The sequence below is a fragment of the Brevibacterium sp. CSND-B09 genome, from assembly GCF_052906525.1.
This window is the reverse complement of record NZ_JBREGI010000001.1, coordinates 1,839,285-1,862,401: the sequence shown is the minus strand read 5'-3', so window position 1 is coordinate 1,862,401 and position 23,117 is coordinate 1,839,285. Positions and strand designations below refer to the sequence as shown.

Annotated in this window: 19 protein-coding genes; 9 read left to right on the top strand and 10 right to left on the bottom strand. The window is 66.7% G+C overall.

What is annotated here, in order from left to right; all coding sequences use genetic code 11:
- Positions 1–9: 9 nt before the first annotated feature.
- Positions 10–999 (bottom strand): Ldh family oxidoreductase, encoded by a 990-nt coding sequence (locus ACU4IU_RS08435; protein ID WP_446656428.1) that lies wholly within the window; start codon positions 997–999, stop codon positions 10–12.
- A 36-nt stretch (positions 1,000–1,035) separates the two neighbouring features.
- Positions 1,036–1,959 carry an IclR family transcriptional regulator gene (locus tag ACU4IU_RS08430; RefSeq protein ID WP_139467731.1) on the bottom strand — a complete coding sequence of 308 codons (924 nt, stop codon included), beginning with the start codon at positions 1,957–1,959 and terminating at the stop codon, positions 1,036–1,038.
- A gap of 114 nt (positions 1,960–2,073) precedes the next feature.
- On the opposite strand from ACU4IU_RS08430, the gene ACU4IU_RS08425 reads away from it, so the two are divergent.
- The 3 genes from ACU4IU_RS08425 to ACU4IU_RS08415 all read left to right on the top strand — a co-directional run bounded on the left by ACU4IU_RS08425 (position 2,074) and on the right by ACU4IU_RS08415 (position 6,047).
- Positions 2,074–2,667, top strand: coding sequence for a dihydrofolate reductase family protein (locus tag ACU4IU_RS08425; protein WP_259358124.1), 594 nt, complete (start codon positions 2,074–2,076; stop codon positions 2,665–2,667).
- A 228-nt stretch (positions 2,668–2,895) separates the two neighbouring features.
- Positions 2,896–4,524, top strand: coding sequence for a GMC family oxidoreductase (locus tag ACU4IU_RS08420; protein ID WP_139467733.1), 1,629 nt, complete (start codon positions 2,896–2,898; stop codon positions 4,522–4,524).
- The gene (locus ACU4IU_RS08415) at positions 4,521–6,047 is read left to right on the top strand and encodes an aldehyde dehydrogenase family protein (RefSeq protein WP_446656427.1); all 1,527 of its coding nucleotides are present in this window, start codon (positions 4,521–4,523) and stop codon (positions 6,045–6,047) included. The genes ACU4IU_RS08420 and ACU4IU_RS08415 overlap by 4 nt, the downstream gene beginning before the upstream one ends.
- A 110-nt stretch (positions 6,048–6,157) precedes the next feature.
- Here ACU4IU_RS08415 and ACU4IU_RS08410 read toward each other — a convergent pair whose 3' ends face one another.
- Positions 6,158–7,396: a PucR family transcriptional regulator gene (locus ACU4IU_RS08410; RefSeq protein ID WP_446656426.1), complete on the bottom strand. Its 1,239-nt coding sequence runs from the start codon at positions 7,394–7,396 to the stop codon at positions 6,158–6,160.
- A 249-nt stretch (positions 7,397–7,645) separates the two neighbouring features.
- Here ACU4IU_RS08410 and ACU4IU_RS08405 point away from each other — a divergent pair, with 249 nt between their 5' ends.
- The 4 genes from ACU4IU_RS08405 (at position 7,646) to ACU4IU_RS08390 (ending at position 11,024) form a co-directional block, all read left to right on the top strand.
- Positions 7,646–9,142: a long-chain-fatty-acid--CoA ligase gene (locus ACU4IU_RS08405; protein WP_446656425.1), complete on the top strand. Its 1,497-nt coding sequence runs from the start codon at positions 7,646–7,648 to the stop codon at positions 9,140–9,142.
- 91 nt (positions 9,143–9,233) lie between these two features.
- Positions 9,234–9,746, top strand: a complete 513-nt coding sequence (locus tag ACU4IU_RS08400; protein ID WP_139467737.1) for a hypothetical protein — start codon at positions 9,234–9,236, stop codon at positions 9,744–9,746.
- 200 nt (positions 9,747–9,946) lie between these two features.
- On the top strand, positions 9,947–10,750 hold the full coding sequence (locus ACU4IU_RS08395) for an ABC transporter ATP-binding protein (RefSeq protein WP_446656424.1): 804 nt from the start codon (positions 9,947–9,949) through the stop codon (positions 10,748–10,750).
- An 82-nt stretch (positions 10,751–10,832) separates the two neighbouring features.
- Positions 10,833–11,024, top strand: coding sequence for a hypothetical protein (locus ACU4IU_RS08390; protein ID WP_446656423.1), 192 nt, complete (start codon positions 10,833–10,835; stop codon positions 11,022–11,024).
- A 30-nt stretch (positions 11,025–11,054) separates the two neighbouring features.
- On the opposite strand, the gene ACU4IU_RS08385 is transcribed toward ACU4IU_RS08390, so the two are convergent.
- Together ACU4IU_RS08385 and ACU4IU_RS08380 are read right to left on the bottom strand one after the other, a co-directional pair.
- Positions 11,055–12,020 (bottom strand): serine/threonine dehydratase, encoded by a 966-nt coding sequence (locus ACU4IU_RS08385; protein ID WP_446656422.1) that lies wholly within the window; start codon positions 12,018–12,020, stop codon positions 11,055–11,057.
- Positions 12,021–12,164: 144 nt separating this feature from the next.
- Positions 12,165–13,529 carry an MFS transporter gene (locus tag ACU4IU_RS08380; protein ID WP_446656421.1) on the bottom strand — a complete coding sequence of 455 codons (1,365 nt, stop codon included), beginning with the start codon at positions 13,527–13,529 and terminating at the stop codon, positions 12,165–12,167.
- Positions 13,530–13,883: 354 nt separating this feature from the next.
- Here ACU4IU_RS08380 and paaZ point away from each other — a divergent pair, with 354 nt between their 5' ends.
- Entirely contained in the window at positions 13,884–15,920 is a 2,037-nt protein-coding gene (paaZ, locus tag ACU4IU_RS08375; protein ID WP_139467741.1) for a phenylacetic acid degradation bifunctional protein PaaZ, read from the top strand.
- 94 nt (positions 15,921–16,014) lie between these two features.
- Here paaZ and ACU4IU_RS08370 read toward each other — a convergent pair whose 3' ends face one another.
- Genes ACU4IU_RS08370 through ACU4IU_RS08360 form a run of 3 tightly spaced genes read right to left on the bottom strand, consistent with a single transcriptional unit; the run spans position 16,015 to position 20,233 of the window.
- Positions 16,015–16,980: a diacylglycerol/lipid kinase family protein gene (locus ACU4IU_RS08370; protein ID WP_376905094.1), complete on the bottom strand. Its 966-nt coding sequence runs from the start codon at positions 16,978–16,980 to the stop codon at positions 16,015–16,017.
- Positions 16,977–18,623, bottom strand: coding sequence for an FAD-binding oxidoreductase (locus ACU4IU_RS08365; RefSeq protein ID WP_446656420.1), 1,647 nt, complete (start codon positions 18,621–18,623; stop codon positions 16,977–16,979). Before ACU4IU_RS08365 ends, ACU4IU_RS08370 begins: the two co-directional genes overlap by 4 nt.
- A 5-nt stretch (positions 18,624–18,628) precedes the next feature.
- Positions 18,629–20,233 (bottom strand): FAD-dependent oxidoreductase, encoded by a 1,605-nt coding sequence (locus ACU4IU_RS08360; RefSeq protein ID WP_446656419.1) that lies wholly within the window; start codon positions 20,231–20,233, stop codon positions 18,629–18,631.
- A 67-nt stretch (positions 20,234–20,300) separates the two neighbouring features.
- Between ACU4IU_RS08360 and ACU4IU_RS08355 the strand changes: the two genes are divergently transcribed.
- The gene (locus tag ACU4IU_RS08355) at positions 20,301–20,972 is read left to right on the top strand and encodes a TetR/AcrR family transcriptional regulator (RefSeq protein WP_446656418.1); all 672 of its coding nucleotides are present in this window, start codon (positions 20,301–20,303) and stop codon (positions 20,970–20,972) included.
- Between the two features lie 24 nt (positions 20,973–20,996).
- Here ACU4IU_RS08355 and ACU4IU_RS08350 read toward each other — a convergent pair whose 3' ends face one another.
- Both ACU4IU_RS08350 and ACU4IU_RS08345 read right to left on the bottom strand, forming a co-directional pair.
- On the bottom strand, positions 20,997–21,698 hold the full coding sequence (locus ACU4IU_RS08350) for a TetR/AcrR family transcriptional regulator (RefSeq protein ID WP_434592776.1): 702 nt from the start codon (positions 21,696–21,698) through the stop codon (positions 20,997–20,999).
- Between the two features lie 107 nt (positions 21,699–21,805).
- On the bottom strand, positions 21,806–23,101 hold the full coding sequence (locus ACU4IU_RS08345) for an AMP-binding protein (protein WP_446656417.1): 1,296 nt from the start codon (positions 23,099–23,101) through the stop codon (positions 21,806–21,808).
- Between the last annotated feature and the right edge of the window lie 16 nt (positions 23,102–23,117).

The following is a 23,117-nucleotide window of genomic DNA, read 5'->3' as shown; positions in this document are numbered from 1 at the left end:
ACCGACCGCTCAACTACGGCTGCGAGTGATCAGCGCAGAGTGGAGTTCCTCCGGCAGCTTGACGACCTCGAGGCTGCGTTTGCGGCCGAAGTCGAAGCCGAACCGTGCATGCAGACGGTCAAGATGCTCGGCGACCCGCTGCGAATAGTCAGGGTCGAAAGCATCTGCCGCGATCGCGATGATGAACAGGCCAGTGCCCGGACTCTCCTGTCCCGAGTCGAAGGCAGGTGCGTCGACGGAGAAGCGGCCCCCGCCGTGGACGGCGAGGAGTTCGATCATGAGAGCGACATTGCTGCCCTTGACCCCGCCCAATGGCAGCAGGGAACCGGCGAGGGCGGCCTCGGCGTCATTCGTGGCCGCTCCGTCGGGTGCGAGTGCCCATCCGTCGGGGATCGTCTCTCCTCGATCGGCGGCGTCACGGACGTTGACCCACGCGGTCGCACTGGTCGCCTGATCGAACATGCGCGGGCCACCGGCATGGGGAACGGCGAACGAGAACGGGTTCGTTCCGGTCGCTGATCCTGGTGCGCCGAACAGCGACATCAGCGCCGGTGAGTTGGCCCCGGCAAATGCCACCAGGCCTCGTTCGGCCAGTCGCGTCGTATAGTAGCCGAGCTCTCCGGCGGTGAAGGCGTTGGCGATGTTGAGGACGGAGATGCCGAGCGTCGCGGCCGCCTCGGCGAAGTCATCGAAGGCTGCGTCGAAGGCGAGCTGCGCGGTGCCGCGGTCGGCGTCGACGTGGTGTGCGGCGGGCAGGCGATTCGTCACTCGCGGCTGCGCCTGCCCGTTGATCCGGCCGGCCTCGAGCCCGTCGAGGTAGTCGAGGAGGTGAGCCGTGCCCACCTGCGTCTTGCCCCGTCGCTCGGCTGCCACTGTCGCGTCCGCCAGGGACTGCGCCAGCGCTGGTGATCCGCCGGCCGCGGTGATCGCTGCGATGCACAGGTCACGCAGTTCGGGAATCGTCAGGGACACTGTCGCGGCGTCAGGAGTCTCCGGCATGCCCATCACGCTACCGGACGCCGACCGCTGCTCGTCTCAGAGGTCGCCGGAGTCCGGGGTGAGGTCGGACTGCGAACTGAGCGCCTCGGCGATGGCCTTCGCCTCCCGGCGCAGCAGAGCGACGAGGCGTTCGACCCGGGAACCGGTGACACGGTCGGCGATCGAGGCGATCGACAGGGCCGCTCGCGGTCGGGAGCCGCGGATACGCAACGGAACCGCGACCGCCCACGACCCCTTGGCGAAGAGCCCTGGATTGTGGACGAAGCCGTCGATGCGGGCCTGGTCGATGATGTCGCGCAGGTGCGGAACGGAGACCTTCGGATACCTCTCGGCGAGGATCTCGGCGTTGGCCTCGAACTGGGCGTCCACCTCGGCGGGGGAGAGCTCGGAGAGGATCGCCAGCGATCCGGCGCCGATGCCCAGCGGGTGGCGGTCGCCCACGGACAGGGCGTTGTTGAAGATCTCACCGAAGCCCTCCTCGCGGCGGGCGCAGATCGAATAGCTGCCCGTGCGCAGGGTAAGGAAGACGGTGTCCTGACTGAGTTCGGCCAAGCGCATCAGACTCGACTCGGACTCCGTGACCAGGGGATCCACCGACTTCTGGGCCAGCTGACCGAGGATCTGCGACTGCACGCCGAGGCGGTACCCGCCCTCTTCGAGGCGTTCGACGTATCCCATAGCGATGAGCGCCTGGAGCATGCGGTGGACGCTGGCCTTCGGACGGCCGCTGATCGAAGCGAGCTCGGACAGGCTCGCGCCTTCGCGCCGCTCCCCGGCGATGAGCCCGACGAGGTTGAGCAGGGTCAGCGCGCGTTGGATGCTCTGAGCGCCGGTGCCCGGTTCGAGGCTGTCGACGGCGTGGGCGACATTGAACGAAGCGGACCGGCGCAGGAGCCGACCGCGCATCTTGATGCGATATTCCTCGCGGAGGTCCTCATTCGAATCGGCGGCATCGTGCATGACTCCATTATGGCCCGTCGCCGGAACCGGTGCCCGGGGGTGGTGCGCGCGGCCGCCGAAGCGCACACTTGGACCACCGCACCCACTTCGGGGCGCGTTCTGACAGGAGCGACCATGTCCGCGACCTACACCTTCGATGTCTTCATGAGCCTCGACGGGTTCGCCTCGATCATCCCCGAAGGCGACTGGGGAGGCTACTGGGGCAAACAGGGCCCCGAACTGCTCGACCACCGGCTGCGAACCTACAGAGACGACTGCCGTTTGGTCCTCGGCGCGACCACGTTCCGCGAATTCGCCGCCATGCTCGCCGCCGCTGACGAGTTCCCCGATGTGCTCGACCCCTGGGTGACGGCCATGAGACAGAGCCCGACCACAGTCGTCTCGACCACTCTGGACGAGCCGCTCGATTGGCCCGACGCCACCATTGCCCGTGGCGATGCCGCCGATGTGGTCGCTGCGCTGAAGGACGAATCAGATGTGCCGATCCGCTCACACGGATCCCTGTCGATGAACAGAGCGCTCATGGCCGCCGGACTCGTCGACCGAGTTCAAGTCACCGTCTACCCCGTCATCACAGGTCAGACCGGGGCCCAGCCGGTCTTCGCCGGAGCCGCGGATTTCGACCTCGACCTCCTCGAATCGACGCTGCTCGACGGAAGCATTCACGAACTCGTCTACCGACCGAGACTGCACACCCGGGCCGACTGACACCGCACCGATCCCCCACTGCCGCCTGCGACGAGTCGAGGGCCGCCTCGGCGAGCTGACCTGGGACGATCCACCTTCCCTGGAAAACGCCCCGGGGTCCGGGGTCCATTTGTGGTCGACTCACAATCGAGCGCCGTGAAGTCTGGGCCGACTCACGAAGCATCCTCACTGTGGCCTGCACCACACTCGAACTGCACCCCGAAGCAATGACGCAACAGTGAGGACATCATGTACGACTACATCGTGGTAGGCGCAGGATCGGCCGGATGTGTGCTGGCCGCTCGGCTGAGCGAAGATCCCGACGTCAAGGTCGCGCTCATCGAAGCCGGAGCCGCCGACACCGCCGACGAGATCCACATCCCAGCCGCATTCAGCACCCTGTTCAAGAGCCAGTGGGACTGGGACCTCGACACCGAACCGGAACCCGAACTCCACCGCCGCCGCGCCTACCTTCCCCGCGGCAAGATGCTCGGCGGATCGAGCTCGATGAACGCGATGATCTACATCCGCGGCAACCGCGCCGACTACGACCAGTGGGCCGCCGACGGTGCCACCGGCTGGTCCTATGACGACGTCCTTCCCTACTTCCGGAAAGCCGAATCCAATGAGCGCGGGGCAGACGACTTCCACGGAGCCGACGGCCCACTGACCGTCTCCGAATCCCGGTCGATGAACCCTCTGTGCGACGCCTGGGTCGACGGTGCCGTCGAAGCCGGATTCGACCACAACGAGGACTTCAACTCCGGTGAACAGCTCGGCGTCGGCCGCTTCCAAGTCACCCAACGCGACGGCATGCGCTGCAGCACCGCCGTCGCCTACCTCCACCCCGTGGCGGAGCGGAAGAACCTCACCGTCATCACCGACGCCCACGCCCGCAAGGTGCTCATCGAGGGCAGCCGTGCCGTCGGCGTCGAGATCGAACGCTACGGCGAGATCGAACAGATCCGCGCGAACCGTGAGGTCGTGCTCTCGGCCGGTGCCTACGGCTCCGCCCACCTCCTCCTGCTCTCCGGCGTCGGCCCGGCCGCCCAGCTCGACGCCTTCGGCATCGAGAAGGTCGCCGACCTGCCCGTCGGTGAGCGCATGCAGGACCACTACATGGTCATGCTCAACTACACGACTGACCTCGAAACGCTCAAGACCGCCGTCTCCCCGGCCAACGCCGAACTGCTGCAGACCGCCGGCCGCGGCCCGCTGACCTCGAACATCGGCGAAGCCGGCGGCTTCTTCGAAACCCGAGAAGGGCTGAATGGTCCCGATGTGCAGTTCCACTCCACACCCTGCCTCTTCGCCGAGGAGGGGCTCGGCGCCCAGACGGTCCAAGGACTGGCCGCCGGTCCCTGCGTCCTCAAACCCACGAGCACCGGAACGCTCACCCTGCGCTCGCCCGACCCGAAGGTCGCACCCCGGATCCTCCACAACTACCTCGGATCCGAAGAGGACAAGCAGAGCATCCTCGCCGGACTGCGCATCGCGCTGGACATCGCCTCCCAGCCGGCGATGCAGGCCGTCATCAAGGACGACTTCATCGTCCCCGAGGGCTTCAGCGACGAGGAGCTGCTCGACTTCGCCCGGCAGGTCGGACAGACGCTCTACCACCCGACCTCGACCTGCTCGATCGGCCACGTCGTCGACCCCGAGCTCAAGGTCATCGGCGTCGACGGACTGCGCGTCGCCGACGCCTCGGTGATGCCCACCGTCGTGCGCGGCAATACGAACGCCCCGACGATCATGATCGGCGAGAAGGCCGCCGACCTCATCGCCGAATCCCGCACCACCGCCACTCGCACCGCGAAGCCCACCACCGCCACCGAGGCGGCCACCCCCATCACACAGAAAGACGAGGTTCCGGCATGACCGAGATCCCCACTTACCGAATGTTCATCGACGGCCGATGGATCGACACCGCCGAGAAACACGCGATCACGTCACCGGCCACCGGGCAGACCGCCGCCCGAGTCGCCTTCGGCGGAGTCGAACATGCCGATGCCGCGGTCGCCGCTGCCGTTACCGCTCACGAAGAGGGCACGTGGCGGAACATGACGCCTGACCAGCGCGCGGACATCCTCGACCGGATCGCCGCGAGCATGGAGGCCAAGGCCGAGCGGCTGTCCGCCCTGGCGACCGCCGAGAACGGGGTCACCGTGCGCACCGCCGGCGCCTTCCACATCGGCCTCGGTGTGGCGAACCTGCGAGTCTTCGCGGGCATGGCCCGCGGCTTCACCCCCGAACAGGACAATCCGCTGGCACCGGCCACCGGCGATGCGCGAGCGACCATCCGCCGCGAACCCATCGGCGTCTGCGCCGGCATCGTGCCCTTCAACTTCCCGCTCGTCCTCGCCGGATGGAAGCTCGGACCGGCCCTGGCGGCAGGCAACACCTTCGTGCTCAAAGCCGACGAGAACACTCCGCTGACCCTGCTCGAACTCGCCCGGTCCGCCGAAGAGGCGGGCCTGCCGCCCGGAGTCCTCAACATCATCACCGGCCCCGGCGAGACCGTCGGCGCCCGGCTCGCCGAACACCCCGACGTCCGCAAGATCGGCTTCACCGGATCCACCGAGGTCGGCAAGTCCGTCCAGCGCGCAGCCGCCGACAACCTCAAGAAGGTGACCCTCGAACTCGGCGGCAAGGGCCCGAACATCATCCTCGATGACGCGGACCTCGACGCCGCGATCGACGGATCGATCTTCGCCTTTCTCATGTACTCCGGGCAGGTATGCGAATCGGGCACCCGACTGCTCGTGCCCAACTCCCGCAAGGACGAGATCGTCGACCGCCTCATCACCCGATTGCAGGATGTGACTATCGGCGATCCGACCGATCCTGCCTCGGACATGGGCCCGGTCGCCTCTCAGGATCAGAAGGCCCGGGTCGAACGGTACCTGGCGATCGCCGCCGAGGAGGGAGCGACGCTGGCCTACCGCGGGACACTTCCCGAGGGGGAGATGTTCGAGACGGGGGCCTGGGTGCCGCCGATCGTGTTCACCGATGTCACCAACGACATGCGCATCGCCCGCGAGGAGGTGTTCGGTCCGGTCCTCGTCGTCATCGGCTACGACGATGAAGCCGAGGCGGTCGCGATCGCCAATGACAGCGAATACGGGCTCTCCGCCGGAGTCTGGGGCTCATCCGAGCGTGCCCGCGCTGTCGCGAACTCACTCGAAGCCGGCACCGTGTGGGTCAACGACTGGCACGCGGGCTTCCCGTTCAACCCGTTCGGCGGGTACAAGCAGAGCGGCATCGGCCGCGAACTCGGCCCCGACGCCCTGGCCGAATACACCCAGGTCAAAGCCGTCCAGGAAAGCCTCGACACCGACTGGGCCAAGCACGGATACGCGCTCGTGCTGCCGGCTCCGGCCGAGGTCCCGGTTCCGGCCTGACCATCCGACGTCGGATCCTGACGGTCCGACATCGGTTCGAATAATCATCGATCCGCGCGCCGAGGCGGCCCTCCCGATCCGGGGGTGGGCCGCCTCGGCGCGGGGATCGTTCAATTCGAGATCGGGACGTTTCCGCGCGCGGTGAGCATGCGAATGGCGATGATCGTCTCCTGCAGGTCGGTGAAGCTGCGGACGTTGCGGCCGGTGCGGTCGGCTGCGGTGTCGAGCCGGTAGTACGCGGTGTTCACGTGGACGTGGAGGTGCTCGGCGGCGAGTTTGGCGTTGAGGTCACACGCCGCATATTCGAGCAGCGTCTCGATGAGGACACCGCCCGCGGCGAGATCGTCCTCGACGAACCGGCGCAGTTCGGGCCGGATGAGGCGGTGGGCGACCTCGTCGTCGAGGGTGACGAGGTAATCGAGCGGAGTGAGGGCATGCAGCGACCTCACCCCCGGCACACCGTTGAGGCTCTCCTGCGCGAGCACAGCCTCGCGGTACGCCTCGGGCACATGGTCCAGACCCTCGTGGACGGTGGAGGTGCCCACGCACAGGTCGGTGCCGTGGCGGGACAGCTCCCGGTGGACCCGCTCGAGATCGGCCAACGTGTTTGCTCCGTCGGAGGTCACCGGGGTGATGCCGACGATCTGATCCTGGAGGACCACGGCGATGCCGCGACGGCCGACGTCGAAGACCGAGCGCAGGGCGGTGATGACCTCCCGCATCCCTAGATCATCACGCAACGGCGTCTGCGAGGTGGCCGTGGCGACGAGCACGCGCGAATCCGGGCGGAGGTCGGACACCTCGGCGAGGTCCGCGCTCGGCCCCGGTGCCAAGCGGCGACCGGAGAGCAGATCGTCGACGAGGTCACGGCGGACCCGGTCGCCCTCAGCCATCTCAAGCTGCTGGGTCTCAAGGAAAGCGACGGCCCCGACGGAGCTGCCGACCTCGATGACGCTCATGACGTGGATGGCGATGTGCAGCGCCTCGTCGCGGGTCTCCTGTTCGGAATCCGAGGCATCGACGATCGCCTCCCACAGAGTCTCCTGCCCGATCCGGAAACCGGTGAGGAAGTCCGGCAGGGTCACTCCCTGCCGCAGTCGCCGCCGGGCCTGGGAGGCGGTGATCGGGAAGTCCTCGGCGGTGGCGCGGCGGCCCTCCTCCAAGGGGGTGAGCGCGGCTTCGAAGACGGTGAACGTGTGTGCGGTGAGATCCTCGGCGAGATTCTTGTCCGGGCTGGCCGGATAAGCGGGCACTTCCCGCCAGGTGCGGCTGACCGAACGTTGGACCGTGGCCGGCAGCGTTGCTCGGACACGGTCGACGATGCGCAGGACGAGTGGATTGGCGACCATGGCAGAAGCTTACGGGCATCCTTGTCGTCCGACCACAATCGATGACCCGTGGTTCTGTTGCGCATCCTGTTGCCCGAGGTCGCCGGCAACGGCAGAGTGGGCACCATAGAGCCGGACGGCGGGAACCGAACGGGAGTCGGACACGTCCGCTCAGTCGACTCTTCTCCTGTGCTGGGGCCACAACCAGTGGTGGTCCCAGCGCCAGCACCGAGCCGATCAACGACGAACGAATCAAGCCTGGAGGAAGACATGACCAACCTCGCCGACAATCTCACCGCCACCGCGAGCCGGCACGGGCAGCGACCTGCCGTCCGCCTCGGCGATTCCGTGCTGACGTATGCGCAGCTGCAGGACCAGGCGCAGCGGGTGGCGACGATGCTCAAGGACAGGGGAATCGGGCCCGGCGACCGCGTCGGACTCGTCCTGCCCAACGTTCTCGAATTCCCCGTCCTCTTCTACGGTGCACTGTCCGTCGGCGCGATCGTCGTGCCGATGAACCCGCTGCTCAAGGACCGCGAGGTGCAGTACTACCTCGAAGATTCCGGGGCTCAGATCGTCTTCGCGTGGAAGGACATGGCGGGCGAAGCCGGGAAGGCAGCGGCCGCGGTCGGCATCGAATGCGTGCGCGTCGACCCCGCCGACTTCGCCGATCAGCTGGCTGCCTTCGACCCGACACCTGAGGTGGTGTCCCGCGCCGATGATGACACCGTCGTGCTCCTCTACACCTCGGGCACCACCGGACAGCCGAAGGGCGCGGAACTCACCCACTTCAATATGATGACGAACGCGGCCGTCACCGCCGAGACCCTCACCTTCCTCACCGAGGACGATATGGTCATGGGCTGCCTGCCGCTGTTCCACTGCTTCGGCCTGACCTGCGGACTCAACGCCTCTGTGCTCAGCGGATCCTGCCTCGCCCTCATCCCGCGCTTCGACCCGATCGAGGCCCTCGAGACCATTCAGGAAGCGAAGGTCAGCATCTTCATCGGTGTGCCGACGATGTACGCGCGCATGCTCAACGCCGAAGGGCGGGAGAACTTCGACGTCTCCAGCCTGCGCTCATGCATCTCCGGCGGATCGGCGATGCCGGTCGAGGTGATGAAGAACTTCGAATCCGCCTTCGACTGCATCATCCTCGAAGGCTACGGGCTATCCGAGACCTCACCGGTCGCCTGCTTCAACCAGCCGGGCATGGAACGCAAGACCGGCACCATCGGCGTGCCCGTGCGCGGAGTCGAGATGAAGCTCGTCGACGATGACGACAACGACGTTCCCGTCGGTGAGATCGGCGAGATCGCCATCAAGGGCGAACCCGTGATGAAGGGATACTGGGGTCGGCCGGAGGCGACAGAGGTGGCCATCCGCGACGGATGGTTCCACTCCGGCGACCTCGCCGAGCAGGACGAGGACGGCTATTACACGATCGTCGACCGGAAGAAGGACCTCATCATCCGCGGCGGCTACAACGTCTATCCGCGTGAGGTCGAGGAGGCGCTCTACGAGCACGAAGCCGTCGCCGAGGCGGCTGTGATCGGCATCGCGAACGACGACCTGGGTGAGGAGATCGGGGCCGCCGTCGCCCTCAAGGCCGGCAGCAGCGTCGACGCCGAAGCGCTGCGTGAGTTCGCGAAGGACCGCGTCGCCGCGTACAAATACCCCCGCAATGTGTGGATCGTCGACGAGCTGCCCAAGGGGCCGACCGGCAAGATCCTCCGCCGCGAGATCTCGGCACCAGAGGACGCATGAGCGGTGTGCACGAGCCAGCACATGTGCCCTCGAAACACTGAGTCCTGTTCCTGGTGAGCGAATACAGTGCAGTCGGCGTAGAGTGCGGTTGATGAATGCTGAGTCTTCGCCAGATGATCACTTCCAGAGACTTCTCAGTGATTCCGAGAGAAGGCGTGAGTGGGTTCGAGCCTGGGCTCAGGCCGTGGGGGCTGGTGTTGATGATGCGAGATTCGACACGCTTTGGGCTGACTTCTGCTCATTGTGCGACCAGGGCAACATTGCAACATCGAACCGCATTCGTGTATCGCCGTCTCAATCCGTTCTTCTGATCACTGCCTTCAATGACAATCAACTGAACTCTGAGTTGGTGGGCATAGATCTCTCTGAACATGTCTGCGTCAGAAGATCGAAATGGGAGAAATCTGATTACGAAAATGCCATGACTATATTCGAGGGAATCGAAGACGACCATATTTATGAAGTTCGCGAATCGATCGATGACGCTGGTGATATTCGGATTGAAGCAATGATCTCTGCTGAAGCTGAGGAGACTATTCGAGACCGCATAAGTGGTCTGCCAGAAGGGCTTGTTGCGGTTTCCTGCAACTACGATCAAACCTGAACTGAGCTCACCTTTCGAGCCATCTGACCTGAACGGGATCCGATCACAGATCCACGATGCGGAACGTAGGCCTTGCAGTGCGGGGGCCGCCTCGGCGAATTGGGTCCTAGAATCGAGGAGCCCGGACGCAGACAGCTGCTCGGGATCGAACATCGGCCCATGGGCGATGTTCGACAGATGATCCGAAGTGGAGGTGAGACGTGGCCGAGACCGTCCTCGATATCGCTGATGTGACGTTCCGGCGTGGGCAGACGCAGATCCTCCACGGCATCGACCTGCGCATCGGTGCCGGAGAACACTGGGTGCTCATCGGTCCGAACGGGGCGGGGAAATCGACCCTGCTGAGTTTCGCCTCGGCGCAGGTGTTCCCGACCTCGGGCACCGTCGATATCCTCGGATCACGCATGGGCCGGGTCGAGCTCGCAGCGCTGCGCCGCCTCATCGGACACGTCAACCCGCGCCATCCGCTGCGCTCGAACCTCACCGTCCGCGAGGTCGTCCTCACCGGGCTGACCGGCACCGTCGAACGACCCATGCGGTGGGAACCCTCACCCGAGGATGTCGTGAAGGCCGATGCTCAGATCGCCGAGGTGGGGCTGGAGCCCCGCGCCGACGCCGGGTGGAAGGTGCTGTCACAGGGGGAGCGCGGGCGTGCGCTCGTCGCCCGGTCGCTCATCGCCGAACCTCAGCTGCTGCTCTTCGACGAGCCGACCACAGGCCTCGACGTGGCCGCCCGCGAACAGCTGCTCGAGACCATCGACGCCCTGTCGGTGCGCTCGCCGGAGCTGTCGACGCTGCTGGTCACCCACCATCTCGAGGAGATTCCCGAGACCACGACTCATGCCGCGCTCATCTCCGGCGGTCGGCTGACCGCGGCGGGCCCCATCGCCGAGGTGCTCACCTCCGAGCAGGTCTCTGCCGCCTTCGACCACCCGATCGAAGTGGGCTTCGCCGATCGCCGCTGGTCCGCCCGCGCAGTTCGGTCCGGTGCGGTGCTCGGCTGACGAACTGCGTCCGTGCTGAGGATCGGCTGGGACGATCACCGCGCGCATTGCACGGCTGTGCACTCGGGCCTAGGCTTGAGGCATGAAGATGAGTACCGTGTGGAGCATCGTGGGCGCGATCATTGCCATCATCATCGCGTGGTGGGTGGTCAACGTCGCGTTCTCCATCGCGTGGTTCCTCGTCAAGGCCATCATCACCGTCGTCGTGGCGCTCGCGATCTTCGGCCTCATCAAGGCCTCGTTGAAATCGAAGGACCGCGACCGAACGCGCTGACTTCCTGCCTTCGAACGCGCTGACTGCGCCTCAGAGATCGCCGAGGCTCGTATTCGCCCCGCAGAGGACGACGCAGACCTTCTCTCCTTCGGTCGGCACATAGCCGCTGGCCGACTTGCCGTCGCCGGCCGTCTTCCCTCCGCCGCCACCGCGGACTCCCGCCAACGCCGTCGCCGCGGCATGCTCGACCGCCAGCCGGTGTTCGTCCCACAGTCGCTGGCGTGCTTCGACGATCGCGTCGTCGCTGACCAGCACCGAGGTGACCAGATCCGACCGTGCCGCCTCCAGCGCCAAGGATGTCGCCCGCCTGGCACCGAGCGAATCCGATGCCACCGAATCGACCGTGACGTCGACCGGCTCGTCCGCTTCGATCGCTGCATTCAGCGCTCGGCAGTTCTCCGGCTCGACCGCGACAGTGCGCACTCCGTGATGAGTTGCCGCAGTCGCGACGCCGGCGAACAGGCCGCCCCCTCCGACGGAGACGACGACCGTGTCGAGATCGGGCACCTGCGCCAGGATCTCGGTCATCAGCGTGCCTGCACCGGCCGCGATGAGCGGGTGGTCGTAGGCGTGCGAGGCCAGCGCCCCCGATGAGACGACGAAATCCTGGCAGGCGGCGGCCGCCTCGGCGAATTCGGAACCGACCAACTCCACTCGCGCGCCATACGAACGCAGCCGTTCGACCTTCACGCTCGGCGCGGTGGTCGGCAGGAAGACGGTCGCCGGTACACCGGCGGCACGGGCGGCCCATGCGCAGGCGAGTCCGGCGTTCCCGCCCGAGGCGATCGTCACTCCCGCCTCGGGGAAGGTGCCTTCGGCAAGGTGAGCCTGGATGAAGTTCTGTGCACCGCGGGCCTTGAACGTGCCGGTGTGCTGCATGAACTCGAGGGCGAAGACGTGTCCTTCCTCGTCGGCCGGGGCCACGGTCACCGGGCGCACACGGCCTGCGATCCGTGCAGCGGCGGCTTCGATGTCGGAGTACGTCAGCTCAGTCATCTCATCAGCCTATGCGAGAGCTGCTGAGGGGTGCGCCGCCTCGGTGGATTGTTGGGTCGATCCACGGCGTTTCAGGCGGAGGAATCACCGTGGATCGACCAGGAAAACGAGGTGCAGGTGACGAACCAGGGGTTCGCGGCAGCCTCAGTGATGCTTCGTCAGGCCGAGGTCGTTGCCCTTCGTCTCCTTGACGAGGCTGACGCCGATGAGCGAGATGATGCACACGATGATCATGTAGATCGCGATCGAGATCGATTTTCCGGTCTCGGCGAGCAGGGTCTCGGCGATGGTCGGGGCGAAGGCACCACCGAGGATCGCGCCGAGCGCGTAGCCGATCGAGACGCCCGAGTAGCGGACCTCGACAGGGAACATCTCCGCGTACATCGCCGACATCGGGCCATACGACAGGCCCATGCCGACGGTGAGGACGAAGATGCCGATGCCGTACATCCAGATGTTCGCCATATCGATCATGAGGAAGGTCGGGATGAGCCAGACGATGAGCAGGACGTACCCGATCTGGAAGGTCCGCACGCGACCGAGCTTGTCCGACAGCGCACCGCCCCACATCGTGAAGACCAGCCAACCGAAGCTCGCGAGCGTCGTCGCCAACAGCACGGGTGCACGGTCGAGGCCGACGGAACCACCCTCGGCTATGGGGCGGGAGGCGTAGGCGGCGAAGAACGCGATGATCATGTAGCCCACGGCGTTGTTGCCGATGAAGATGAGCGCGGAGAGGACGACTTCCTTCGTGTTCTTCTTGAACAGGGTGCCCAAAGGAGCCGAGGATTCGGCCTTGCGCTCGGCGAGCTCGGCGAAGACCGGGGACTCCTCGACCTGCCGGCGGATGTAATAGCCGACGAAGACGAGGACGACTGAGAAGAGGAACGGGACCCGCCATCCGAAGCTCGCGAACTGTTCGGCGGAGAGGACCGTGGTGAGCACCCAGATCACACCGGTGGCCAGGATCATGCCGACCGGCACGCCGATCTGCGGGTACGCGCCGAAGATGCCGCGCTTGGAGATCGGGGCATGCTCGACCGACAGCAGCGCGGCCCCACCCCATTCGCCGCCGGCGGAGAAGCCCTGCAGGATCCGCAGCAGGGTGAGCAGGATCGGTGCGCCGACACCGATCATCGCGTAGTTCGGGAGCAGTCCGATGAGCGAGGTCGCGGCCCCCATGAGGATGAGCGTGAGCACGAGCATCTTCTTGCGTCCGATCCGATCGCCGAGGTGGCCGGCGATGATCGCGCCCAACGGGCGGAAGAGGAACGAGATGCCCAGGGACGCCCACGCCATGATCTGACCGAGCGCCGGATTGTCCGCGGCCAGAGGGCCGAAGTACTGGGCGGAGAGGACGAGGCCGGCGGCCTGAGCGTAGATGAAGAAGTCGTACCACTCGATGGTGGTGCCGACGAGGGTGCCGGCGAGGACCTTGCGTTCCTCGCGGGTGGTCGTATGTGGGGTGGCCGGATTCGGAGTGACCGGGCCTGAAGCGGTGGCGGACATGAGCGGAACCTTCTGTTGCTGGGCGACTTTGCCGGGTGCCGTCTCCGGAGGCGGTGGTCCTCGACTCTGAGTGATCGCCGGTGCCTCGGGTCTGGCGGCGGACGGATGGACGTCTGCCTCGACTGACTGCTTGGTCAGTAATTGAGAACGATCATAGGTCAGAATGCACCCCCGTGTCACTCGCGCATCGACGAAGCGCGCCGAGGATGTGCCGCGGTTCCGTCCGATCGCCTTGGTTGAGGCAGCCCATGACAATTACCGACCGATTGGTTAGTATATGTCTAGGAATCGGCAGCGGTGCCGAATGCGGCCGCCGTGGACCGGGAGACGTCGTTTCACCAGGGAGAGCAAAGCATGACCGAAATCCTCAGTTCCTATGTGGCCGGAACCTGGCACACCCCCGGCTCGGCCGACGGTGCCCGGCCCGTCCGCGACGCCGGCACGGGGGAGCTCCTGCACTCGGTGAGCTCGGCCGGAGTCGATTTCTCCGCCGTCGCCGACCACGCCCGGACCACCGGCATCGCCGAACTGCAGAAGCTCACCTTCCACCAGCGCGGTGTGATCCTCAAGAAGCTCGCGACCTACCTCATGGAGCGCACGAAGGACTACCACGAGATCTCCTTCACCACCGGCACCACGAAGCGCGACGCCTTCGTCGACATCGAAGGCGGAATCGGCACACTCTTCACCTACTCCGGCGTCGCCCGCCGCCAGATGCCGAACTCGACCGTCCACCTCGACGGCGGAGTCGAACGCCTGTCGAAGAACGGCACCTTCGTCGGCCGCCACATCCTCACCTCCCGGCAGGGCCTCGCGCTGCAGATCAACGCCTTCAACTTCCCCGTCTGGGGCATGCTCGAGAAGTTCGGACCGATGTTCGTCGCCGGCGTCCCCGTCGTCGTCAAGCCCGCCACCGACACCGCCCACCTGACCCGTGCCGTGGTCGCGGATATGATCGAATCCGGTCTGCTCCCTGCCGGCGCGATCCAGCTGGTCTCCGGTGACGTCACCCCGCTCTTCGACCGCCTCGCCGAACAGGACGCGATCGCCTTCACTGGTTCCGCGAACACCGCCCGCACGCTGTCCGCGCTCGACTGCGTGACCCAGCGCGGCACCCGCTTCTTCGCCGAGGCGGACTCGCTCAACTTCTCCCTGCTCGGTCCCGATGCCGCACCCGGCACGCAAGAATTCGACCTCTTCGTCTCCGGCGTCGTCGCCGAGATGACCGTCAAGGCCGGACAGAAGTGCACCGCGATCCGCCGCACCTTCGTGCCGCAGGCCCACGCCGAGGCGGTTGCTGAGGCCATCACCGCGAAGCTCGCCACCCAAGGTGTGGGGGATCCGCGCGAGAAGTCCACCCGCCTGGGCCCCGTCGTCTCCGACAAGCAGCGCACCGACGTCCTCGACGCGGTCGACCAGATCATCGCCGGGGGAGCCCGCGTGCTCACCGGCGGGCGTGAGGAATCCGATCGTCTGGCTGCCGAACACGGTGGTGCCTATGTGGCGGCCACCGTCCTCCAGGCCGATGACGCTTGGTCCGATGCCGTCCACGACATCGAGGCTTTTGGGCCCGTGACCTCGATCATCACCTATTCCGACACCGAGGAGGCCGTCCGCCTGGCCGCCCGTGGCCGCGGTTCGCTGGTCGGCTCCGTCGTCACTCACGACCGTGAGTTCGCCACCGAATTCGTCCGGAAGATCGCCCCATGGCACGGCCGTGTGCTCGTCCTCGATCGTGACGATGCCGAAGAGTCGACCGGTCACGGTTCGCCGCTGCCGAACCTCATCCACGGCGGCCCCGGACGGGCCGGCGGCGGTGAGGAGATGGGCGGACTGCGCGGTATCACACACTTCATGCAGCGCACCGCGATCCAGGCCTCCCCGGACATGCTCACCGCGATCGGCGGGGAATGGGTCAACGGGTCGGAGCGCCGCCTCGGCGATCATCCGTTCACGAAGTCGCTTGCGGATCTGCGCCTCGGCGACACTCTCGATTCGGAGTGGCGGGAAGTTACGCTCGACGATATCGAGCACTTCGCGAACTTCACCGGGGATACCTTCTACGCCCACATGAACGAGGAGGCGGCCGCCGCGAACCCGTTCTTCCCGGGACGCGTGGCGCACGGCTACCTCATCGTGTCCTTCGCCGCCGGACTCTTCGTCCAGCCGGACCCGGGCCCGGTGCTCGCGAACTACGGACTCGAAGGGCTCAACTTCATCACGCCTGTCTCCCCAGGTGACAAGCTCAAGGTGACGCTCACCGCCAAGCGCATCACCCCGCGTGAGACCGACGAATACGGCGAGGTCCGCTGGGACGCGCAGGTCGTCAACCAGAACGACGAACCCGTGGCGAACTACGATGTGCTCACCCTGGTGGCCAAGGAGTACTGAGGGCCCGGTTGGGTTGAAGGCCCTGCCGGCCGGACAGGCAGGTAAGAGTCGCCCCGCGCGGAGGATGTGCATCCTCGGCGCGGGGCGACGTCGTTCATGAGGTCCGGGGCACCCGGACCCTGAGCGAAGAAGGGCGGATCGTCACGGTCGCCGGGGTCTGTGCGACCGCGTCGCCGTCGGCGACGATCTCGACCGGCTCGGCACCGGCGGGGGTGTCGATGCGGATCTCGCGAGCCCGGCTGAGATGGATGTTCGGATGCCGGTCGTGCTTGCCCGACATGAACGCGACGAGTTCGACGGCGAGCCTCGGCAGCCACGCCTCCCTGAGGAGGACGACGTCGATGAGTCCGTCGTCGATCGCCGCCTCGGGCGACAGTGTGAGCCCGCCCCCGTAGCGGCCGGAATTCGCGAACCCCGCGGTCAGGCCCCGGAAGTCGAGGCGCTGTCCGTCGACTGTCAGCTCGAGGTCGATGCTCCTCGGCGGCAGGATCGCACGCAGGATCCCGTACAGGTACACCCAATGGCCCCGGACGACCCTGGTTGAGTTCGCATGCCGCTGGACGGTCGAGTCGAGGCCGAGACAGACGTTGCCGAGGCTGATCGTGCCATCGAGGTCGAGCACGTCGATCACTCGATCGCTGCCGTCGGCGATCGTGGCCACAGCCTCTTCGACGCGCTTAGGGATGCCGAGTTTGCCGATGAGGTCATTGCCGCGGCCACCGGCGATGACGCCCAGCGCTGTGTCCGTATCGACGAGGCCGGCGGCGACTGTACGCGCCATCCCGTCACCGCCGAGTGCGCCGACGACCTTGGCGCCCTCGGCGGCGAATGCTGCGGCGAGCTCCTTCGCATGTTCCTCGCTCGTGCTTCTCACAAGCCGTGCCTCGAGACCGTGTGCGGCGAAAGCGTGGACGAGCGGATCGATGCGTCTGAGCACCGCTCCGCGCCGTGCCGTGGGATTGAGGATCACGGGCACGACCGCCGGATCGGCGACCGGCCGCGCAGAGCCCCGGTCTGCGGAACCCGTGCCGAAGTCGCCCTTGTCTTCGATGCCGCTCACAGTCGATCCGGTCCGTTCATCAGCTTGCCGGGATTCATGATGCCGGTCGGGTCGACCTCGGCCTTGGCTGCGCGCAGCATCCGCAGCCACATCTGACCGGCCTCGGCGGGCAGCCACGGAGCGTGATCGGTACCGACGGCATGGTGATGGGTGATCGTGCCGCCACCGTTCACGATTGCCTCGCTGGCAGCAGACTTCAGCGCCTTCCACTGGGCGATCTCCGCCCCGACCTCCTGCTTGGCGAAGACCGTGTAGTACAGCGAGCAGCCGGTGGCATAGAGGTGCGAGACGTGGCAGAGCACGAAAGCAGGAGTGCCGCGATCGGCCATCGCCTTCTCGATTCCCGCGCCGATCGCACCGTGGAGGTCCTCCACCTTCGACCACGGGGCCGAGGTCTCCATCGTCTCGACGATCATGCCCTCACGCAGCAGCTGATCCCGCAGGTACGGAGTCGAGAAGCGGTGCTTCTCCCACGAGGTCTCCGGAACCGCGCCGAGGTTGACGCCCTTGTGCCTGCGCACGATCGAACGACCCTGGGAGCGACGCGCACGAACATCGGAGGGGGTGCCGTCGTAGCGGACGACCAGCAGGCAGGGAGTCGTGAGGCCGCGGGCGCGCAGGTAAGCGAGAACGCCCTTGCGCTGCAGCTCGCTGCCGAGCTGCGCGAGACCGAACGCGGTCTCGTTGACATCCGAGAGACGGGCGATGTCGAGCTGCAGTCCCGACTGCTCCATCTCCCGCAGTGCTGCGCTGCCTGAGGTGAAGTCCGGGAAGAACCAGGAGTCGCCCTGCACTGCCTTCGGCACGCGATGGATCCGCAGGGTCGCCTCGGTGATGATGCCCAGCGTTCCCTCGGAGCCGACGAACAGCTGGCGCGGATTTGGTCCGGCCGCCGTCGCCGGGGTGGTGCGCAGCTCGACGGGACCGCTCGGGGTCGAACAGCGCAGACCGCAGACGTTCTCATCGATGCGGCCGTACCCGGTCGACTGCTGACCGGCCGAGCGGGTGGCGACCCAGCCGCCGACGGTGCTGAACTCGAAGGACTGCGGATAGTGGGCGAGCGTGAAGCCGCGAGCCTGCAGCGCCTCCTCGAGGTCGGGTCCGAAGGCTCCTGCCTGGACGGTGGCCGTCAGCGACTCCTCGTCGATGTCGATGATCCTGTCGAGGCGGGCCAGGCTGATGCTCACGACCGCCGCGAACTCGCCGCGCACGGCATCGATGCCGCCGACGACGCTGGTGCCGCCACCGAAGGGAACGACCGCCACGGATTCCTCGGCGCACAGCGCGAGGAGGGTGTCCACCTCGGCGTTCGAAGCCGGGTAGAGCACCGCATCGGGAGCGGTGACCAGCTCGCCGTTGCGCAGCCGGATGAGGTCGGGAAGGCTGCGCCCGGCCGCATGGGAGACGCGGACGGCGCGATCGTCGCGGACGAATTCCTCGCCCACCGCCTCGGCGAAACGGGCCCTGACTGCGGACGGCAGGACTGATTCGGGCAGCTCGACGTCCTCGAGCGCCACATGCGGCCTGTCGACTCCGGCCGGCCACCCGCAGTGTTTGCTCAGTATCACCTTCGCCCCGGGCTTGACCGGGCCGTCGTGGCCGTCTTCGCCCCAGCCCCACCAGCGCATACGCGGCTTGTCCATGGTCGTCATCCTTCGTGTCGTGATTCGGTGGTGAGTTCCGGAGCGAGCCGGGCCACAGCGTCATAGAGGTCAGCGCGGTCGGCGTCGACGAGTCCCCACCGGGTCCGCCGGTCGATGAAGTCCTCGACCGTCAGCGCCAGTTCGTGTTCGACGGCGAAACGGACCTCCGCGCCGGTCAGCGGGATGCCCTCGCGCACGGGTTCGTTGAGGGAGGGGTCGGCATCGCCGTAGGCTGCCACCTTCGCCGCGTCGGTTCCGTAGATGGCGACGAGGCGGTCGGGCAGGCCGGGTGCGGGTGTGCCCTTGCCGACGAGGCCGAGTTCGGTCGTCCGGCACGCTCCGGCGCGCAGTCCGCCGACCTTGACGACGTCGTCGACGGCGTCTTCGGCCATGCGGCGGTAGGCGGTGAGCTTGCCCCCGACGATCGTCAGCGCCCCGGTCCGCGAGTCGCGCAGCAGGGCGTGCTTGCGGGAGAGGTCGGCGCTGCTCGAGGTGTCGCTTGTCTTGATCAGCGGGCGGAAGCCGGCGTAGCTGCCGACGATGTCGTCAGTAGTCAGCTTGTCTTCGAGAACGGCGTTGATCGTGTCGAGGAGGAACGCCTCCTCATCGCCGTCGGGAAGGGCGCGGTCCGGGATCGGACCGTGGTGCGGATCGTCGGTGAGACCGATCATGACCAGACCGTTGGGCCACGGCACGGCGAAGACGTAGCGACCGAAGTGACCGGGCACCGGGGCGGTGATCGCGGCCTGTGGGTCGCCGAGGCGGGCGGCCGGCACGAGGATGTGCGAACCCTTGCTCGGTGCCAGTTCGACCTCGTCCGAGAGAGTGTCCGACCAGACGCCGGCGGCATTGACGATCTGTCGGGTGCGCAGCGTGTGCTCCTGCCCGGTGAGGCGGTCCCTGATGTGCACGCGGGTGGGTTCGATGGCGGTCGCCTCGGCGTAGGTGATGACACCCGCACCGTGTTCGGCGGCGGTCCGGGCCAAGACGACGACGAGCCGGGCATCGTCGATGAGCTGACCGTCCCAGCTGAGCAGCCCGCCGCGCAGACCGTCGCTCGCCGTCGTCGGGGCGAGCTGCCGGACTTCGGCGGCCGAGACGCGGCGGGGATAGGGGAGAAGCTCCTTCGGGGTGCGGGCGAGCATCCGCAGGAGGTCGCCGGCGTGGAAGCCGGTGTTCGTCATGGCCGCCTCGACGCGACCGACCCCCGGATGCAGCGGGAAGATCATCGGCAGCGGCCGGATGAGGTGCGGGGCGATGGTGTTCATCAGCCGGCCGCGTTCGACGGCGGATTCCCACGCGATTCCGACGTCGGCCTTCGCGAGGTAGCGCAGTCCGCCGTGGGCGAGTTTCGAGCTCCAGCTGCTCGTTCCCGAGGCGAGGTCGCCGCGTTCGACGAGGGTGACAGAGAGTCCGCGGCTGGCCGCGTCCAGAGCGACGCCGGTGCCGGTGAATCCACCGCCGATGACGACGACGTCGGAGATATTCGCCGAGGCGGCCGCGAGGTCGCGCTCGCGCTGAGCGGCATTGAGGGACGAGGTGTTCGCTGTGGCGTGGGAGCCGAGTCCCGCCGAGGCCGTGGGGCCGTCGTCTGCGTTGGTGGAGGTCATTCCCGCCCTTTCTGGCACGATGCCGTACCAGTTTGCATTCGGCGATCAGTGTTGTCAAGATCACACTGTGACTAAAGAAGGACGCCCCTACGCGGGAGCCAGCCGGGAGGTACGGGAGAGTGCTCGCCGGGAGCAGATCATCGCGGCAGGGATCGAACTGTTCGGGACTCAGGGATACCGGGCGGCCACGGTGGGCGCGATCTGCGATTCCGCAGGGTTGAACAAGCGCTACTTCTACGAATCCTTTGCCACCTTGGAGGATCTCCTGGTCGAGGTCTACGAGCGGGTGGTGGCCGATCTGCGGGCCGTGGTGCTCGCTGGTGGTGCGGCCGATGCAGGGGGCTCTGAGACTGTGACGGAGGCGCAGGGCGGCGAGGCCATGGCGGTGCTGCGCGGATTCATGGACGGGTTTCTCGGCTGGGCGCAGGCGAACCCGATCTTCGCGCGAGTCCACCTCTTCGAAGTGCTCGGAGTCAGTGCGCGCATCGACGAGCTCTACCGTCGGCACGGTCGGGTGATCGGCGGCGAACTCGCCGATGCGCTCTGCGTGGCCGTCTCGGGCACCGTACTCACCGGCACGCGTCGGAGAGTGCTCGGGGACCTGCTCGTCGGCGCCGGTATTCAGATCGTCGTCGACTGGGTGATCGGCGACTATCAGCCTCCGAGGCAGGAGCTGCTGTCCGAGATCGAATCGACACTCGGCTGGGTTCTGACTGCGGGAGCGATCGGGGAAGGCTGAGCCTCGGGTGCCAGGACCCGACCCTCAGGCCTCCAGGCCTTGGAAGGCCATCGTTGTGACCGCCTCGGCGATGGTGTCGGGGTCGACGGGATAGCTGGGGCGGTACCACTCGGTGATCGAGTTGACCATGCCGAAGAGCAGGCGAGTGATGAGGCCGGGGGTGAAGTCCGAGCGCAGACCGCCCTCGGCGATGGCGGCCTCGACGAGCGCACGGACCTTCGCATCGATATTGCGTCGGGCCTCGAGGGCTTCGCGTTCCAGCGGTGAGTTTCCGCGCACGCGCAGCAGCAAGGTCACCGAATGGTGGTACTCGATGAGGATGACGACGCTGGCGCGCACGGCCAGCTGCAGGCGTTCGAGCGCGGTGACGTTCTCTCGCAGGCTCTCGGTCTCCACAGCGGAATCGAGGGCGCGGATGCCGCGGCTGATCGCCAGGTGCAGCAGCTCTTCCTTCGACTTCACGTGATGGTAGATCGCGGACTTCGTGATGCCGAGCTCACGGGCGACCGTGTCCATCGACGTGCCGTCATAGCCGCGGGAGACGAAGACCTCTGTGGCCTTGTTGATCAAGGTCTCCCGGTCGTAGCCGGGACGGCCGCGGCGCGAGCGTTTGGGGGCGGTCGCCTCGGCGGGGGTCGTCGAGGACGTCGACGCGGCGGTCGTCGATTCCGCGGACGACGTCGTCGAATCCGGAGCTGTCGACGCGGGTGAGGACGATTCGGGCATGCGCATCAGTCTAATCGGCCACCTCGGTGAGTGCCGCGATCCAAGTCACAGCACTCACCTCGGCGCGCGTCCGCAGCGCCGCTTCAGCGCATGCACTGCGCCTCATCTCAGCGCACGCCCTCGCGGCGGTCGATGATGCGCTTCATCTTGCCGACCGAGCGCGGCAGGTCCCCGGGCATCTTGATGTCGATGGCGCAGGAGACGCCGAGGCGCTCCTTGATGCGGGCGGCCACGAGCTTGTCGAGGCCGTCGAGCTCGACGGCGCCGACGCCTTCGCGGGCCTCGACCTCGACGGTCATCTCGTCCATCCGACCCGGGCGGGTGAGGATGAGCTGGAAGTGGGGGCTCAGGGGTGCGAACTCGAAGAGCACGGTCTCGACGTTCGCGGGGTAGACGTTGACGCCGCGGATGATCATGAGGTCATCGGAGCGGCCGGTGATGCGCGAGATGCGGCGGAAGTTCGGGCGCGCGGTGCCCGGCAGCAGCGTTGCGAGATCGTGCGTGCGGTAGCGGATGATCGGCAGCGCTTCCTTCGTCAGTGAGGTGAAGACGAGTTCGCCCTCCTCGCCGTCGGGCAGCACCTCGCCGGTGAAGGGGTCGACGATCTCCGGGTAGAAGTGGTCCTCCCAGATCGTCGGGCCGTCCTTCGTCACCGCGGATTCGCAGGCCACGCCCGGTCCCATGACCTCGGAGAGGCCGTAGATGTCGACGGCATCGATGTTGAAGGAGTTCTCGATCTCCTTGCGCATCTCGTCCGTCCACGGCTCGGCGCCGCAGATCGCGGTCTTCAGACTCGTCGAAGTCGGGTCGATGCCCTGCTTGTGGAATTCGTCGAGGATCGTGAGCAGGTATGTCGGGGTAGCCGTGATGATGTCCGGCTTGAAATCCTGGATGAGCTGCACCTGGCGCGGGGTCTGACCGCCGGAGATCGGGACGACGGTGAACCCGTGACGCTCCGCCCCGTGGACGCCGAGTCCGCCGGTGAACAGGCCGTATCCGTAGGCGTTGTGCATCATCTGTCCGCGCTTGCCGCCGGCACCGAGGATGGACCGCGCGATGAGGCTGCCCCACCGATCGAGATCGCCCATCGTGTACCCGACGACGGTCGGCAGGCCCGTCGTTCCCGAGGAGGCGTGGATGCGCGCGACCTGCTCCTGCGGGACGGCGAAGAGCCCGAACGGATAGTTGTCGCGCAGGTCCTGCTTGGTCGTGAACGGCAGCTTCGCAATGTCATCGAGGCTCGTGATGTCGGCGGGAGTCACGCCGAGGTCGTCGAAGGTCTTCCGGTAGAACGGCACCCGTTCGTACACCGAGGTCACCGTCGTCTTGAGGTTCTTCAGCTGGTCGGAGCGCAGCTCGTCCAGGCTCATCCGTTCGCCGGCGTCGAGGTCGGTCTCAGTCATCATCGTCTCCTTGCGA